14 protein-coding genes are annotated in these 15,602 nt (G+C 65.0%); 11 read left to right on the forward strand and 3 right to left on the reverse strand.

The features are described from left to right. Window positions 1-16 precede the first annotated feature (16 nt). Together A3E1_RS0127615 and A3E1_RS0127620 are read right to left on the reverse strand one after the other, a co-directional pair. The gene (locus A3E1_RS0127615; protein ID WP_020524037.1) at window positions 17-1,519 is read right to left on the reverse strand and encodes a GDSL-type esterase/lipase family protein; all 1,503 of its coding nucleotides are present in this window, start codon (window positions 1,517-1,519) and stop codon (window positions 17-19) included. An 11-nt stretch (window positions 1,520-1,530) separates the two neighbouring features. Continuing rightward, entirely contained in the window at window positions 1,531-2,892 is a 1,362-nt protein-coding gene (locus A3E1_RS0127620) for a KamA family radical SAM protein (protein ID WP_040391902.1), read from the reverse strand. Window positions 2,893-2,982: 90 nt separating this feature from the next. Between A3E1_RS0127620 and kdd the strand changes: the two genes are divergently transcribed. From kdd to A3E1_RS42395, 9 genes are all read left to right on the forward strand, one after another. Further along, on the forward strand, window positions 2,983-3,999 hold the full coding sequence (gene kdd, locus A3E1_RS0127625) for an L-erythro-3,5-diaminohexanoate dehydrogenase (protein WP_020524039.1): 1,017 nt from the start codon (window positions 2,983-2,985) through the stop codon (window positions 3,997-3,999). Between the two features lie 4 nt (window positions 4,000-4,003). Beyond that, a complete protein-coding gene (locus A3E1_RS0127630; RefSeq protein ID WP_020524040.1) occupies window positions 4,004-5,518 on the forward strand; it encodes an amidohydrolase in 1,515 nt (504 codons plus the stop codon). Beyond that, the gene (gene kamD / locus A3E1_RS0127635) at window positions 5,505-7,070 is read left to right on the forward strand and encodes a lysine 5,6-aminomutase subunit alpha (RefSeq protein ID WP_020524041.1); all 1,566 of its coding nucleotides are present in this window, start codon (window positions 5,505-5,507) and stop codon (window positions 7,068-7,070) included. The genes A3E1_RS0127630 and kamD overlap by 14 nt, the downstream gene beginning before the upstream one ends. Then, entirely contained in the window at window positions 7,067-7,810 is a 744-nt protein-coding gene (gene kamE / locus A3E1_RS0127640; protein WP_020524042.1) for a lysine 5,6-aminomutase subunit beta, read from the forward strand. Before kamD ends, kamE begins: the two co-directional genes overlap by 4 nt. Next, window positions 7,811-8,185: a 3-aminobutyryl-CoA ammonia lyase gene (gene kal, locus A3E1_RS0127645; RefSeq protein ID WP_020524043.1), complete on the forward strand. Its 375-nt coding sequence runs from the start codon at window positions 7,811-7,813 to the stop codon at window positions 8,183-8,185. It abuts the gene before it with no gap. Then, window positions 8,182-9,477: a glutamate mutase L gene (locus A3E1_RS0127650; protein ID WP_020524044.1), complete on the forward strand. Its 1,296-nt coding sequence runs from the start codon at window positions 8,182-8,184 to the stop codon at window positions 9,475-9,477. The genes kal and A3E1_RS0127650 overlap by 4 nt, the downstream gene beginning before the upstream one ends. A 161-nt stretch (window positions 9,478-9,638) precedes the next feature. Next, on the forward strand, window positions 9,639-11,516 hold the full coding sequence (lnt, locus tag A3E1_RS48575) for an apolipoprotein N-acyltransferase (protein WP_020524045.1): 1,878 nt from the start codon (window positions 9,639-9,641) through the stop codon (window positions 11,514-11,516). Next, a complete protein-coding gene (locus tag A3E1_RS0127660) occupies window positions 11,513-12,292 on the forward strand; it encodes a polyprenol monophosphomannose synthase (RefSeq protein WP_020524046.1) in 780 nt (259 codons plus the stop codon). Before lnt ends, A3E1_RS0127660 begins: the two co-directional genes overlap by 4 nt. Continuing rightward, a complete protein-coding gene (locus tag A3E1_RS42395; protein ID WP_063825169.1) occupies window positions 12,289-12,813 on the forward strand; it encodes an FxsA family protein in 525 nt (174 codons plus the stop codon). The genes A3E1_RS0127660 and A3E1_RS42395 overlap by 4 nt, the downstream gene beginning before the upstream one ends. On the opposite strand, the gene A3E1_RS0127670 is transcribed toward A3E1_RS42395, so the two are convergent. Then, on the reverse strand, window positions 12,814-13,152 hold the full coding sequence (locus A3E1_RS0127670; RefSeq protein WP_020524048.1) for an RNA polymerase-binding protein RbpA: 339 nt from the start codon (window positions 13,150-13,152) through the stop codon (window positions 12,814-12,816). It lies immediately after the preceding gene. 141 nt (window positions 13,153-13,293) lie between these two features. Between A3E1_RS0127670 and A3E1_RS0127675 the strand changes: the two genes are divergently transcribed. Continuing rightward, window positions 13,294-14,781, forward strand: coding sequence for a peptide MFS transporter (locus tag A3E1_RS0127675; RefSeq protein ID WP_020524049.1), 1,488 nt, complete (start codon window positions 13,294-13,296; stop codon window positions 14,779-14,781). Window positions 14,782-14,807: 26 nt separating this feature from the next. Continuing rightward, window positions 14,808-15,596, forward strand: a complete 789-nt coding sequence (locus A3E1_RS0127680) for a class I SAM-dependent methyltransferase (protein WP_020524050.1) — start codon at window positions 14,808-14,810, stop codon at window positions 15,594-15,596. Window positions 15,597-15,602: the final 6 nt, after the last annotated feature.

The raw sequence follows: 15,602 nt of genomic DNA on the forward strand, positions 1-15,602 counted from the left end.
GCAGCCGCGGGCGACATCACTGTGTCTCGGTCTCGATGTCGCCGATGGCCCGCGCGACGGTGGAAGCGATGCGCACGACACCAAGGGCGGTCGGGTGGAACGGGTGGCTGTCGGTCAGACCCTGCAGGTCGCGGCCCAGTTGCGGATGCCCTGGTTCACACAATGTGGACAGTGCGGGATGGGCGACGCTGAACTTGTACTTTTCGGCGCCGGCCGTAAGGACGTCATTGAGCTGGCGGTTCATGTCCAGGAGCAGGTTGAGGTTGGTGGGCGAGAGCCCTGGCAAGCCGTTGGGGCCTTCGGTGTCCGGGCAGTTCGCCTCCGACCCGAACGCGTCGTAAGACGTGGCGACGATGATTTTGGGTTTGCTGGGCAGGTCGTTGAGGTCTTGCAGCAGCTCGCCATAGTCGCGGTCGAATCCGGCCAGCCTGATGGCGAACTCGCCCTGCGTCAAGTTGTCGCCGCAGTTTTCAAAGCCGTAGCAGTAGCGCAGGAAATCGGCCCAGTAAAGGTCGTTCGGGCCGACCATGACGACGACGAACTTGAGCCCTTCCATCTGTTTGACCAGGCCGATCTGCGGCTGGATGATGTGCCCGCCCTTGGCTTGCGGTCCTCGCAGCCCAAACGGGATCGACGCCCCCGAGCAGGCCAGGTTGCGCACCTTCTGGTTCGTCATCCGTCCAATCTCGACGGCAAGCGAGTCGCTGCTGCGGCCACAGGCGTTGTCTTCAGGCTCCGCGTCGGCCATCGCTGGCCCGCCGACCCGGGCGGCGCGGGAGTCTCCGATCACGACACCGGTGAAGCCCCGCACCGTGGGACCGACGGCCGAGGGAGACAGGTGGTAGGTGCCGGCTAAATCGGACAATGAATGGATATTGCGTAAGCCTTTGGCGGTGCCGTCGTAGGCGAGGAAGCCGGCGGTCAGCCAGGCGAGCATGGTGACGATGAAGGCGGTCAGCCCGGACCGGACCAGCTGACCGGTCAGGTGACGCCACAGCGGCCCGGAGACGCCTATCCCGGCCAGCTCCAGCGAGCGCACGCGAGCTAACAGCCGGAAGACGCCCAGCAAAGCCGTGGCCGCGAATACCAGGCCGATCAGCAGGAGTGTGGCCAGGCCATACCAGGTGACGAAGCCGCCGGCGATGGTTTCCGCGGCGGATTTCGCGACGTTGCCGCCGCCGTTGGGATCGAGCGCCGCCGCGGCGTCAGCGTTGCGCTGCACCGGGCCGAGAGCGAGCTTGGGCCGCAACGGGCCGTAAACCTGCAGAGCCGTGATGTCGAAGTCGGTGTTTCCAATTTGGACCAACTGGGCCGGGCCCTTGACCGAGAAGTCAGGATCGCGCGCGCCAACGGAAAGGCGCTGCCCAGCGATCGTGAGGTCCTGATCTGGTGTCAGCATGATCGCCAAGGGCAGGCAAACGAACACACAGATCAGGGTCAGCAACAAGGTTGGCCAAGCTCTCGCTTCGCGAATCGCCGCGGACTTCCTCAGCCGGATAAGCCAGCGGACAACTCTCATGCGTTGCAAGGTTAGGCGGCGGTTTCCTCTTTTCGCCACCATTTCTGGCCCGACTCGGGCAGGGTGTCGATTGGGTCGTAGTACGCGTAGCGCTTCGACAACGCCTCGGGGTCACTTTCCTCAATGGACGTTTTGTAGTTCTTGGTCCAGTAGGAAATGCCGTGCTCACGGTCGTATTCGGTGACCATGTGCACCCAGCGCTTGCCGACGAACGGCACGTCACAGACGATGCGCGGGGTCGCGTAACCGGGCAGGTAACCCATGATGTCGTGCTGCAGCTGCTGTGCTTGCCAGACCGCCACACGCCAGTGCTCGGAGTTGGGGATCATGTCGCACATGTAGAAGTAGTACGGCAGGATGTTCGCTTCGCCTTGCAGTGCAAAGCAAAGGTCGAGCAGGCTGTGCGAGTCGGCGTTGACGCCACGCATGAGCACGCCCTGGTTGCGGACATCGCGGACGCCGACTTCGAGAGCCGTCTTGGCGGCCTTGGCGACCAGTGGGGTCAGCGAGTTGGCGTGGTTGACGTGCGTGTGGATCGCCAGGTTGACGCCTCTTCTGCGGGCTGTCCGGGCGACGCGCTCGAGTCCTTCCACGACATCGGGCTGAATCCAGTGCTGGGGCAGGCCCATCAGCGCCTTCGTCGCCAGGCGGATGTCACGGATGGTGTCGATCGCGAGCAGGCTCATCAAGTACGACTCGAGGTTTTTCCACGGCACGTTGGCCACGTCGCCGCCGGAGACAACGACGTCGCGAACGCCAGGGTGGGCCTTGAGATAGGCGATGTGCGCGTCATAGCGCTCGACCGGCTTGAGCTCAAGCTTGAGTTTTTCGACCACCGGCGTGGAGTTGCCGACGAGGTCCATGCGGGTGCAGTGGCCGCAGTATTGCGGGCAGGTCGACAGCAGCTCCGCCAAAACCTTCGTGGGGTACCGGTGGGTGAGTCCTTCAGCGACCCACATGTCGTGCTCGTGCAGTGAGTCCCGGCTGGAGTGCGGGTGCGAGGCCCAGTCGTTGAGCCGGTCAGACGCGACCGGGATCATGTAACGGCGAACCGGGTCGGCGTAGAACGCCTCCGTCGTGACACCCTCGCGCGCCATCGTGTTGATCATCTGCGGCGGAACCAGCATCGACATGGTCGAGAATTCCTGCTGGTCCTTCTCCAGGTCGGCGTAGAACTCCTCGCCAACAAGGTCGCCGAGCACGTTGCGCAGCTGCTTGATGTTCTTGACGCAGTTGACTCGCTGCCACTGCGCGGACTCCCACTGAGCTGCCGTGACGTTCCGCCAGCCGGGAAAACGGGTCCAGTCCGGCTCGATGAGCTCGGTACGCCGGTACTCGTACGGCTGAGTCACGGTTTCTCCTTCGGTTCGCATCTTCGCGCTGCAGGCACGATACTGGAAATTATCCGGTATTCCAATTATCCTGCCGGAAGAATTCTCGTCAAACGCTAGAGGAGCAATAAAATGGCAACGTCGCCGATCGGTTTGCACCGCGTGATCTATCCCGCGGGCGTTCTGCCGCAGGCGGCTGCCAAGCTGGACAACTCGGCTGAAATAGGCGCGGACGAGGTCAGAATCGCTGTTGAACGGCTAAACCTCGACGCAGCGTCGTTCCGTCAGCTCGCGTCGGCTTATGACCCGGCCGGGGTCAAGCAGGCCGTGCTGGACATCGTGGCCGAGCGCGGCAAGATGCAAAACCCGGTCACGGGCAGCGGCGGCATGCTCATCGGCACGGTCGAAGAGGTGGGCCCACAGTCACCGCTCGGGCTCAAAGTTGGTGACCGCGTCGCCACGCTCGTCTCGCTGACGCTGACTCCACTGCAAATCACCGACGGCCTCAAGAACTGGGACGGAAAGTCAGAGCAGGTCCCGTGCGAGGGTCACGCGATTCTGTTCAGCCGCTCGATCGCCGCTGTGCTTCCTGAAGACCTCGCACCCGATCTCGCGCTGGCCGTCATGGACGTCTGCGGCGCCCCCGCGCTGACCGCCCGGGTCGTGCGGCAGTACCCGAACGCACGCGTGGCCGTGATCGGTGCCGCGGGCAAGTCGGGCTCGCTGTCGCTCGCCGCCGCCCGCGATGCGGGTGCCCGGCGCATCGTCGGTGTCGTGCCCAACCTCGACGAGTTCGAAGCGTTGCGCAAGACCGGCCTGGCCGACGAGGTCGTCATCGCCGACGCCCGCAACCCGGTCGCGCTGGCCGAAGCCGTGGGCGACGCCGTCGACGTGACTGTCGTGTGTGTCGATGTCCCGGGATGTGAGCACGGGGCGATTCTGGCCACGGACGCGGGCGGCACGGTGATCTTCTTCAGCATGGCGACCAGCTTTTCCGCCGCGGCTCTGGGCGCCGAAGGGCTGGCCGCAGACGTGACGATGCTGATCGGCAACGGTTATCTGCCGGGTCACGCCGCCTACGCCCTGGACCTGTTGCGCACGAATTTGGCGGTGCGCAACCTCTTCGAGGCCCGGATAGCCGCACACTGATCTCATGACAACCCCTATTCTTTTCAAGGCCGGGGCCATCAGGACCCCCTCCGTTCCCGTCGCCGAAGCCATGCTGATCAGCGACGGCGTCGTGCGGTGGCTAGGTCGTGCCGAAGACGCGCCAGAGGCCGGTGAGGTCATCGACGCTGGTGACGCTCTGATCACACCAGCGTTTGTGGACGCTCACGTGCATGCCACCGACACGGGGCTGGCGCAGCTCGGGCTCGACCTCAGTGCGGTGCGCTCGAAGACGGAGCTGCTCGACCGGGTGTCCGCGTTCGCCAAGAACGGCGACGGCGTCATCCTTGGGCACGGTTTCGATGAATCGACATGGGGTAATGAACAGGTGCCGCCGTCAAGCGCCGAGCTTGACCAGGCCGCGGGCGGGCGCAGCGTCTATATATCTCAGGCATCGATCCATTCGGCGCTCGTCACCAGCGATCTGCTGGCGCTTGCGGCGGGCGCGCCGGGCTTTGCCGAGTCCGGCTGGGTACGCCGTGACGCCCACCATGTCGTCAGGGAAGCCGCGTTCGGCCGGATCACGGCCGCTCAGCGTGACGCCGCGCAGACGGCAGCCCTGCACAAGGCGGCCTCCGAAGGCATCGCGTCGATCCACGAGTGCGGTGGGCCGGGCACGTCGTCGCCCGAGGACTTCACGTCGCTGCTTGCCAAGTCGGGCAAGGGTTTGCCGGAGGTCTACGGCTTCTGGGGCGAGCTCATGGGCGCGGCTAAAGCACGGGAACTCGGAGCGGTAGGAGCTGGCGGGGACTTGTACGCCGACGGGGCGTTAGGTTCACGGACCGCTCACCTGCGCGAGCCGTTCCTGGACGGGGATCGCGGCTGTGGGCACGGATACGTTACGGCGCAACAGGTCGCCGAGCACCTGATCGACTGTCATCAGCACCGGATGCAAGGCGGGTTCCACGCGATCGGTGACGCGGCGATCAGCACCATCGTGGAAGGGTTCTCGATCGCGGCAGCCAAACTGGGTGTCGACGCGCTGCGCAGCGCACGGCACCGGGTTGAGCACGCCGAGATCATGGACAAGCAGCTCATCAAGGGGTTCGTTGAGTACGGCATCTTCGCGAGCATGCAGCCCGCGTTTGACCGGCTGTGGGGCGGCGAGCATCAGATGTATGCCCAGCGCCTGGGCGTTGAGCGCAGTCTGGCGAGCAATCCGATGGGTCAGATGTTCAACACCGGTGTCGCGCTTGCCTTTGGCTCCGACTCGCCGGTGACGCCGCTGGACCCGTGGGGAAGTGTCCGCGCGGCCATGTGGCACTTCAATCCGTCGCAGCGGATGACCGCCAAGGCCGCGTTCGCCGCGCACACCCGTGGCGGCTGGCGCTCGATTCACCGTGACAACGAAGGCGTCCTGGAGCCGGGCGCGCCCGCGACTTTCGCCATTTGGAGCGCTGGCAAGCGCACTGGAACCCTGCCCACCCTCGACCCAGGCGACGCTTTGCCGGTCTGCCTGCGCACCGTCCTACGCGGAGAAACAATTTATGAACTTGAATAGACTGAACCTCGATCCAGCGGTCGTGCAACGGGCCCGCGAACTGGCACGCCTTGCGGGGCAGCCAGTCGTGGACATGGCCCGTTCCCACACCACCGTTTCGGTGGAGCGTGCCGTGCTGCGCCTGGCCGGGATCACCGGCGCGGACGCTGACGGCATCCCGTGGGTCAACCGGCTGGTGGATCAGGTACGCGACGACGTCGGACTCGGCCATGGCGCGACACTGCCGGTGTTTCACGCTCTGGCCGAGTCCGGTGTGGACGGTGACCTGACCCTGCTGGCGCAGAAGGCGGCAGCAGGGTCGGTCAAGTTCCACATTCCTGAGGGCAAGCACGCCACCGCCGCCAAGAAGCTGTCGAAAAGGGCTGTGGCTCAGGGCATCAAGACGATCGACCGCAACCGCTTGGAGCGCGACAAGCTCATCAAGAAGCACGGTGAGCCGAAGCAGCGGCCGTGGATTTACCTCATCGTCGCCACCGGTGACATCTACGAGGACATTCCGCAGGCTCAGGCGGCGGCGCGCGCTGGTGCCGATGTCATCGCGGTCATCCGGTCCACGGGACAGTCTCTTTTGGACTATGTGCCCGAAGGCGCGACCAGAGAAGGTTTCGCCGGAACGTATGCCACGCAAGAGAACTTCCGCCTCATGCGGGCCGCGCTCGACGAGTCGTCGAAAGAACTGGGCCGCTACATCCGGCTGACCAACTACGCTTCCGGGCTTTGCATGCCCGAGATCGCGACCCTGGCCGGGTTGCAGCGGCTGGACATGATGCTCAACGACTCGATGTACGGCATCTTGTTCCGCGACATCAACCCGATCCGGACGTTTGTCGACCAGCGGTTCTCACGCCAGATCCACGCTCGCGCCGGCATCATCATCAATACGGGCGAGGACAACTACCTCACGACCGCCGACGCCGTTGAGGCCGCGCACACGGTCACGGTTTCCCAGCTGCTCAACGAATATTTCGCTCACGAGGCGGGGCTTGAGGACTGGCAGCTCGGCCTCGGGCACGCGTTTGAAATCAACCCGGATCTGCCCGAGTCGTTCCGGCTCGAACTCGCGCACGCCTTGCTGGCCCGCGAGCTTTTCCCCGACGCACCACTGAAGTGGATGCCGCCGACCAAGCACATGACCGGTGACGTGTTCCGCGGCAACCTGCTCGACGGGTTCTTCAACCTAGTCGGAACCCTAACCGGGCAAGGCATTCTGCTCGTGGGCATGATGACCGAAGCCGTGGTCACGCCCTGGCTGTCCGACCGCGACATCGCTTTGCAGAACGTGCGCTACGTTTTGGGCGCCGCCGGTGGGTTGCACGAGGACTTCGTGCCGGCGCCGGGTGGTTTCATCCAGCAACGAGCTCATGGGGTACTAGGTGAGGCCGTCACGCTGCTGGAAGAAATCGTTGACGACACGCTGCTGAACGCGATCGCCGACGGCACGTTCGGCATCATGAAGCGTCCCGCCAACCGGGGTAAAGGCCTCGACGGTGTCGCCAAACACGAAGACGGCTATTACAACCCCGCGACGGAGATCCTGGAGGCCGGGAAATGACGAAGACAGTTGTCCGGCCCTATGGCGACACGACCGGCGATGGCATGACTCAGGTCAGCTTCACGCTGCCGATCCCGCACGACAAGAAGGCCGAAGGCGCCGCGCTTCAGCTGGCGGCCAAGATGGGCCTCGACCCGGCGATGCTGGTGCACGCCAAGCAGATGGGCGATGGCTTCACGTTCTTCGTCATCTACGGCAGCGTCCGGCATCTCGTCGAGCTGGACAAGGTGCAGGTGGTCGAGCGCGACTTCCCGTTGCTGGGGTCTAAAGAAATCAACACGATCGTCAAGCAGAAGCTGCGGCGCAAGCTGTCCGTTGTCGGGGCGTGCATCGGCACGGACGCGCACACGGTCGGCATTGACGCGATCCTGAACATCAAAGGGATCGCGGGGGAGAAGGGCCTGGAGTACTACCGCGAGTTCAAAGTCGTGAACATGGGTGCCCAGGTGACCGTCCCGGAACTCGTTGCCGCCGCTAAGCAGGAGAAGGCTGATGCCGTGCTGGTGTCGCAGGTGGTGACCCAGCGCGACGCGCACCTGTACAACACGCGTGAGATGACGGCGGCGTTCCGTGAGGCCATGCCCGCCGGCAAGCGCCCGCTGCTCATCGTGGGCGGCCCGCGCTTCGATGAGCTGATGGCCGGAGAGCTTGGGGTGGACCGCATCTTCGGCCGCGGCACGACTCCCCGCGAAGTCGCCAGCTATCTCGTGCACTCTCTCGTTACCCAAAGGAGCAAGTAGATGTCCGTCGGTCTCAAGGTGACCCACCGCCGTTATGTGCCGTACAGCCACGCGCACTACGCGGGCAACCTCGTCGACGGCGCCTACGCGCTGGCCGCTTTTGGTGATGTGGCCACGGAGGTGTGTATCCGCACCGATGGCGATGAAGGGCTGTTCGCGTCCTATTCGGACGTTCAGTTCAAGGCGCCGATGAAAGCCGGGGACGTCCTGGAAATCAACGCCACCATCACCCGGATGGGCACGCGCAGCCGCACCATCGACTTTGAGGTGCTCGTTGTGTGCCGTGGCACGCAAGGATCCCAGGCCGATGTGCTCGACCCGCCGATTGTCGCGGTGACCGCCACCGGAACCGTGGTCGTGCCGCCAAAGTCATGATCGTCACGTGCGTCGACGTCGGGTCGACGTTCACCAAAGCGGTGGCCGTGCAAGACGGTCAGCTGATCGCCAGCGCGGCACACCGCACGACGGTCGAAACCGATGTGCTGCATGGGCTTGACGCTGCCGTCGCCGCGACCGGTGTCAAACCCGACGAGCTGCTGGTGTGCTCGTCGGCGGGAGGCGGGCTGCGGCTGGCCGTCATCGGCTACGAACGGCTCGTGACGGCGCAGGCTGGGTACAGGGTGGGTTTGTCGGCCGGGGCACGGGTCGTGCACGTGGCCGCCGGGATGCTGCCGTCTTTGGACGAGCTGCGGGCGGCCCGCCCCGACGTGGTGCTGCTCGTGGGCGGCACCGACGGTGGCGACGCGGAGACGATTAGTCACAACGCTTTGAAGCTGGCGAAGGCACGGTGGCGGGTGCCGGTTGTGCTGGCCGGAAACGCTTCGGTGGCCTCCGAACTGTCCGAACTGCTCGCCGCCAAAGGTGTCCCCGTGACGGTGGCCGGGAACGTGTTGCCCAGCATCGGTGTGCTCGATCCCGGCCCGGCCCGCGCGGCGATCCGTGAAGTGTTCCTCAAGCACGTCATCGGCGGTAAGAAACTGTCGCGGGGCAAGCGGTTCGCGTCCCTGGTGCGCGGTGCGACGCCGGACTTGGTGCTCACGGGAGTGGAGCTGCTCGCGGCGCATACGCAAGGCGACTTGCTCGTCGTCGACGTGGGTGGCGCGACCACGGATGTCTATTCCGTGCTCAATCCCACGCACGAGATTGGCGAAGCCGAAGTCGCCGGGGTGCTCACAGCCGCGCGGACCGTCGAAGGCGACCTCGGCATGCGCTGGTCGGCGCCGGGCGTTGTCGCCGCTGCGGAGGCCGAAAAACTCATAGACGCCAATGCCGAGCTGCGCCAAGCGGCGGAAAGTCTCGCGGCACAACCAGAAACCATCGTCAGCTCGATCGACGAAGAGATCGCTGGACTGGCCGTCGCGGTGGCGTTGCGGCGTCACGCGAGAGGCGAACCCCTTGAGCCAGGCGGGCCGCGCCGGGGTGGCCGAGACTTAAGGGCGGCTCAAATTGTGGTCGGATCCGGGGGTGTCCTGCGTCACAGTAGCGCCGCGGCGGCTCATCGGATCTTGGCACGTGGACTGCGTGATGACGCTGGTGGCTGGCCGCTGCCCCGGGAACCCCGCGTGATCGTTGACAGTGCATACGTGCTGGCAGCGGCGGGTTTGCTGGCAGAATCCCGGCCGGCCATGGCGGTGTCCCTCCTGGCATCACGTCTTCTTGACTCCTGAGCGCGCCTCCGCGTACCGTCGTTAAGTTCTGTGCTTTGGGGCGGTCAGTAGAAAACGACATATAGTCGGCCCGAAGGCCGTTTGGGTGGCACAGAGGCAGCAAGTCCGGGGCGCGGCCGAAGGTCGCGCCCCCGTTCTGTCAGCGGGCAAAGGATGATGTAGTGATCGACGTGCACGAAGCACCATCGCAGACGCCCGCTGAACCAGCACCAGTGCCGCAGAACAAGCGCACGCTGACTGGAATCCTTCTCGCGCTCATCGCTGGGGCAGCGCTCCTTCTGGCGTTCCCGCGTTACGGCCTTTGGTGGACCGCCCCGCTGGGTGTGGCCGCCCTAGCGCTCGCCGTCGACGGCCGGCGTCTGCGGCCCAGTGCCGGGCTCGGCCTGCTCGCTGGCGTCGTCTTCTTCGCGCCGCTGCTGGCTTGGACCAATCTGCACACCGGTTACGCGCCCTGGCTGATCCTTTCGTTGTACCAAGCGGTTTATTTCGTTGTCCTGGCGATGGCACTCGCCTTCGTGACCCCGCTCGGCAAACGACGGCCCGCCTTGTGGCCGTTGCTCATCGCGCTGCTGTGGGTCGGCCAGGAAGCCCTGCGCGACCGGTTCCCGTTCGGCGGATTCCCCTGGGGGCGGCTGGCTTTCAGCCAAGGCGACTCGCCCGCGCTCGCGTTCGCTTCCATCGGCGGCGCGCCCCTCGTGACCTTCATCGTGGCTCTCGCCGGAGGCGCGCTCGCGCTCGCCATCCGCACCATCCTCCTGCACACCAACCCTTCCGCCCTGCCTGACCCCTCCGCCAACGGCCATGCTGCCCCCTTGGCCGATCCTGGCGCCGCAAACGCTTCCGCCGCAGGCACGTCTACCGCTTTCACCGCGACTGCTTCCACCGCAAGCGGCTTCGGCAGCGAAGGCCATGCAACCGCCTCCACGACCGCCGCGAATGGCGTGTCCGGAAGCGCCGGTGCAGCCGAAGGGGCTGGCGCTGGAATGCCTGGGTCGCGCGGACCTGAAAGCCTCGCGGGAGGGACGGCCGAGACCACGGCGGGCGTCGGACATCATGCTTGGAAAATCGTTGCGGCTTCTGTAGCCGCGGCGGTGGCCTTGATGGTCGCGGGCCTGGCGATTCCACTGAGCAAACCCGACGGTGCCCCGGTGACGGTCGCGATCGTGCAGGGCAACGTGCCGCGCATGGGGCTGGATTTCAACGCGCAGCGCAAAGCGGTGCTGGAAAACCATGTCCGGGCAACGATTGACTTGGCGGACAAGGTAAAGCGGGGCGAAGTCAAGCAGCCCGATCTCGTCATCTGGCCCGAGAACGCCTCCGACATTGACCCGCTGCTGAACATGGACGCGGCCGCCGCGATCGATGACGCCGCGCTCGCGATCCAGGCACCGATCCTCGTGGGCGCCGTGCTGAGCGGGCCGGGGGAGAACCAGTCGCGTAACGCGGGCATCGTGTGGATTCCGGGCAGCGGGCCGAACGGGATGTACCTCAAGCGTCACCCGGTGCCGTTCGCCGAATACATGCCGATGCGGCCGCTCGTTGAGCCGATCGCGCGCGCGATCACGAACAAAGCCAAGCTGCTGCGCACCGACTTCGTCTCCGGCACCGTGCCGGGCGTGCTGGAGATGGACGGCGTCAAGGTGGGCGATGTCATCTGTTTCGAGGTCGCCTACGACGAGGTCGTGCGCGACGTCGTGACCTCCGGCGCGGATCTGCTCGCGGTGCAGACCAATAACGCGACCTTCGATGCCTCCGAGGCGGCGCAGCAGCTCGCGATGGTGCGGTTGCGTGCGGTCGAGCACGGCCGCGACGCATTGATGGCGTCAACCGTGGGTATTAGTGCGTTCGTCACCGCCGATGGTGCGGTGCACCAGCCGACCATCTTCAACACAGAAGCGGTCATAGTGCATGAACTCCGGCCGGGCCGTTCGACTACGCTGGCTACTGGGCTAGGGATGTGGCCGGAGGCCGGGCTGACGCTCCTCGCGGTGGCGGCTCTGGCCTGGACGGCAGTGACCAGGCGAAGGAGAGCGATGTGAGCGACCGGGCAGAGGGATACCCAGGCGTTGGGCGCGTTGTAGTGATCATCCCGACCTACAACGAGTCCGAGAACGTCCGCCTGATCACTGACCGGGTCCGTCAGGCCGTGCCTGAAGTGGACATCCTCGTCGCTGACGACAACAGCCCTGATGGCACCGGCGCGATCGCCGATGAGCTGGCCGCCGCTGACCCACAGATCAAGGTCCTGCACCGCAAGGGCAAAGAAGGCTTGGGTGCGGCCTACATCGCTGGTTTCGGCTGGGCCCGTGAGCACGGCTACGACGTCGTCGTGCAGATGGACGCCGACGGTTCACACGCCCCGGAAGAGCTTCCGCTGCTGCTCAACGCGTTGCGCGACGCTGACGCGGTGATCGGTTCGCGTTACGTCAAGGGCGGCAAGGTCGTCAACTGGCCCGCGCACCGCTTCCTGCTCTCACGCGGCGGCAACCTTTACATCGCCGTCGCCCTGGGCATGGGCATCAAGGACGCGACCGGTGGCTACCGCGCTTACAAACTGTCCGTCTTGGACAAGTCCGAACTCGACTCGATTCAGTCGGCGGGCTACAGCTACCAGGTCGAGATGACACACCGGATCAACCGCAATGGATTCACCATTGTCGAGGTTCCGATCACGTTCGCCGAGCGTGAGCACGGGGCGAGCAAGATGAGCGGCTCGATCGTCAAGGAAGCCATGTGGCGGGTCACCGTCTGGGGCGCCAAGGCGAGAGCCAACGCCGTGCGGCGGGCATTCAAGCCTAAGAGTCAGTGGCCGTGACCGCGCCCGCCGCTCCTGCGGGTTCGGCGAGGTTTCGCCGGCTGCGCTGGGTGCCGCTCGGTGTGCTGCTGCTGGGAGCGGCCGAGTTCTTCACGCTGATCGCGGTCGCGAAGCTCATCGGCAACACCCTGGTGGCGATCCTGATCCTGATCGCGCTGAGCCTGCTAGGGACCGCTCTCGTGCGCCGTGAGGGCATCCGCGCGTGGCGGCGGTTGCGGACCGCCCGCAGGGCTGGCGGTCCCGCGGGCGACGAAGTGCTCTACGGCGTGGCCGGGCTCATCGCCTCGCTGCTTTTGCTCGTGCCAGGCTTCCTGACCGGGATCGCTGGTTTGCTGATGTTGCTGCCGCCAGTGCGCAAGCTCGTGCGCGACCGGCTGCGCAAGGCGACCGAGAAGCGGGTGCCGCCGCGGGTCGCGGGGAACATGTTCGGCCCGCGCAAAGTACGCGTAGATACAGCGAAGCCGTCCCCTCAAGCGGGAACGGCTTCGTCAGAAGTAATCGAAGGCGAAATCGTCGACTGATCAACGACCGCGGCGGGTGCGAACCTCAGTCAGGCGCTCGTTGAGGATTTCTTCCAGCTCCTCGATGGAGCGGCGCTCCAGGAGCATGTCCCAGTGGGTGCGCGGCGGCTTGGTCTTCTTCTGCTCCGGCTCGCTGCCGTCAACGAGACGGGCCACGCTGCCGTCGAACTTGCATTCCCACGTCGCGGGCACTTCAGCGTCGACCGCGAAGGGCACCTCGAACTGGTGACCGTTGGCACAGAGATATTCACGGCTCTGCCTCGGCGCGAGTTCGGTGTTGCGGTCGGACTCATAGCTGACGGCCCCCAGACGGCTTCCCCGCAGCATGCGCTCGCCCATATCAGCTCTCCCTCGCTTTAAGCCAGTAATCAGTTCATGCAACGACACGGCGCGGTTCACGATTCCCGCGACCGGGCAACAATACTCTGTGTTACTCCGTTCGGCCTCACCTGAGGCGGCCATCACGCTATTGTCCGTTTTATGACGATCGCTGGAGACGTGCCGAATCAGCCCGTCAGGGGATGGCTCGGACATCCGCGCGGTCTAAGCACGCTGTTCTTCACCGAGATGTGGGAGCGGTTCAGCTTCTACGGTATGCGGGCCATTCTCGTCTTGTTCCTAGCCAAGAGCGTGGCCGATGGCGGGTTCGGGCTAGCCGAAGCGGCAGCGATCTCCATCGTTTCGATCTACAACTCGATGGTCTACTTCATGTCGCTGCCCGGCGGGTGGGTGGCTGACCGCCTCACGGGTACGCGCCGGGCGGTCCTCTATGGCGGCATCGCCATCGCGATCGGACACTATCTTCTGTCGCTTCACGTGCAACCGGTGTTCTTCCTCGGTCTCGTGGTGATCGTGCTGGGCACGGGATTGCTCAAGCCGAACATCTCCACGATGGTCGGTGAGCTTTACGACAAGCACCCGGAGCTCGAAGAGCACCGGCGCGACTCAGGTTTCACCATCTTCTACATGGCGATCAACCTCGGTGCTCTGATCGCGCCGCTGCTGACGGGCTTTTTCGCCGACCGTCTGCAATGGCATGTCGCGTTTGGCATCGCGGCCGTCGGCATGACCTTCGCCGTCATTCAGTACGTGCTGGGCGGCAAGCGCCTTGAAGGCGTCGGCTTGAAGCCGCACCATCCGCTGCCGGCGCCGCAACGCAAGCGCATCTTCACCATCGTCGCGGCGGTCGCCGCCGCGCTCGCCGTCATCTACGCCATTGACGTGGCGGCCGGATGGTTCAACGCCGATCACATCAAGGTGCCGCTGACGGTGCTCGTGTTCGCCGTGCCGGTTATCTACTTTGGAATGATCTTCAAGGACAAGCAGCTGAAGAAGGAGGAAAGGTCACGCGTCAGCGCCTACGTGTGGATTTTCCTTGGGGCGACACTGTTCTGGATGATCTATGACCAATCCTCGACGGTCGTCAACCTGTTCATCGACAACAAAGTGGAGCGCGATCTCGGCTTCTTCACGATCCCGACCGCGTGGTTCCAGTCCGCCAACCCGGCTTTCATCCTGCTGCTGGCGCCTATCTTCGCCTGGATCTGGGTCAAACTTGGCCGCCGCCAGCCGGGAACTCCCGTGAAGTTCTCGTGGGCGATCATCCTCATCGGCATTTCGTTTGGTGTCATGGCGATCGCCGGGTCACTGGCCATCAGCGGGCTGATCTCGGCCTGGTGGATCGTGCTGGTGTTCCTGATTCAGACGATCGCCGAGCTGTTGCTCAGCCCCGTCGGCCTATCGGTGACGACGAAACTGGCCCCGATGCGGTACGCCAGCCAGATCATGGGGCTGTGGTTCCTGGCGACCGCGACCGGTAACGCGATCAGTGCCTGGGTGGGCCCGATCAGCGAACGGGTGCGTGACGTAGTCTACTACGGCACGATCGGCGCCATCGCTGTCGTGATGGGACTGTGCTTCTGGCTCGGGGCCAAGGCGATCTCGCGGTTGATGGCGGGTGTGCACTAGACGCTGCCGCCGGGGATGATCGGTAAATGATCGACGGATGGCAGTGGGATAGCACGCTGTTCAAGGGTTCCGCTGGCTATTACGAGCGAGGGCGTCTTCCTTACGCGCCAGGCTTTGCTGACAGATTGGCCAAGATTCTAGGGCTAGATGGCAGCGGCAGACTGCTCGATGCCGGCTGCGGTCCCGGGACCGTAACCCTAGCGCTAGCACCGTTTTTCGCCGAAGCCGTCGGCGTCGACCCCGACGAGGACATGCTCGCTGAGGCTTCACGGCGTGGGATCGCCAACGCTTCATGGGTGCTGGCCCGTGCGGAAGATCTGCCCGCAGGGCTGGGTGTGTTCCGGACCGTCGTGTTCGCCAATTCGTTTCACTGGACGGACCGCGATCGCGTCGCCGCGACGGTGTTCACGATGCTGGAGCCCGGTGGCGCGTTCGTCCACATGAGCGATCTCAAGGACTCGTCTGGGGAGTCTGCGCTTTACGGCCAGATTCGCTCGCTCGTGCGGGCCTACCTCGGGCCGGTGCGCCGCGCGGGCCAAGGCACCCTGCCCAACGGGACGCCCGGTGGCGAGGACCTCGTGCTGGCTAACGCAGGTTTCGTGGACTTCGAGCGGCACATTGTCGACAGTGGGCAGACCGTCGAGCGCAATGCGGACGACGTGGTGGCATGGGTGTTCTCTCGGTCGGCGTCGGCGCCCCATTTGTTCGGCGATCGGCTGGCCGCATTCGAGCGTGACCTGCGGGCGCTGGTGCCGGCCGCGTTCGTGGAACGAGTGCCGTCAACCGAGATCAAGGTTTGGCGGACACCGAACTAACCGTGT

Source organism: Catelliglobosispora koreensis DSM 44566 (genome assembly GCF_000379685.1).
GTDB lineage: Bacteria > Actinomycetota > Actinomycetes > Mycobacteriales > Micromonosporaceae > Catelliglobosispora > Catelliglobosispora koreensis.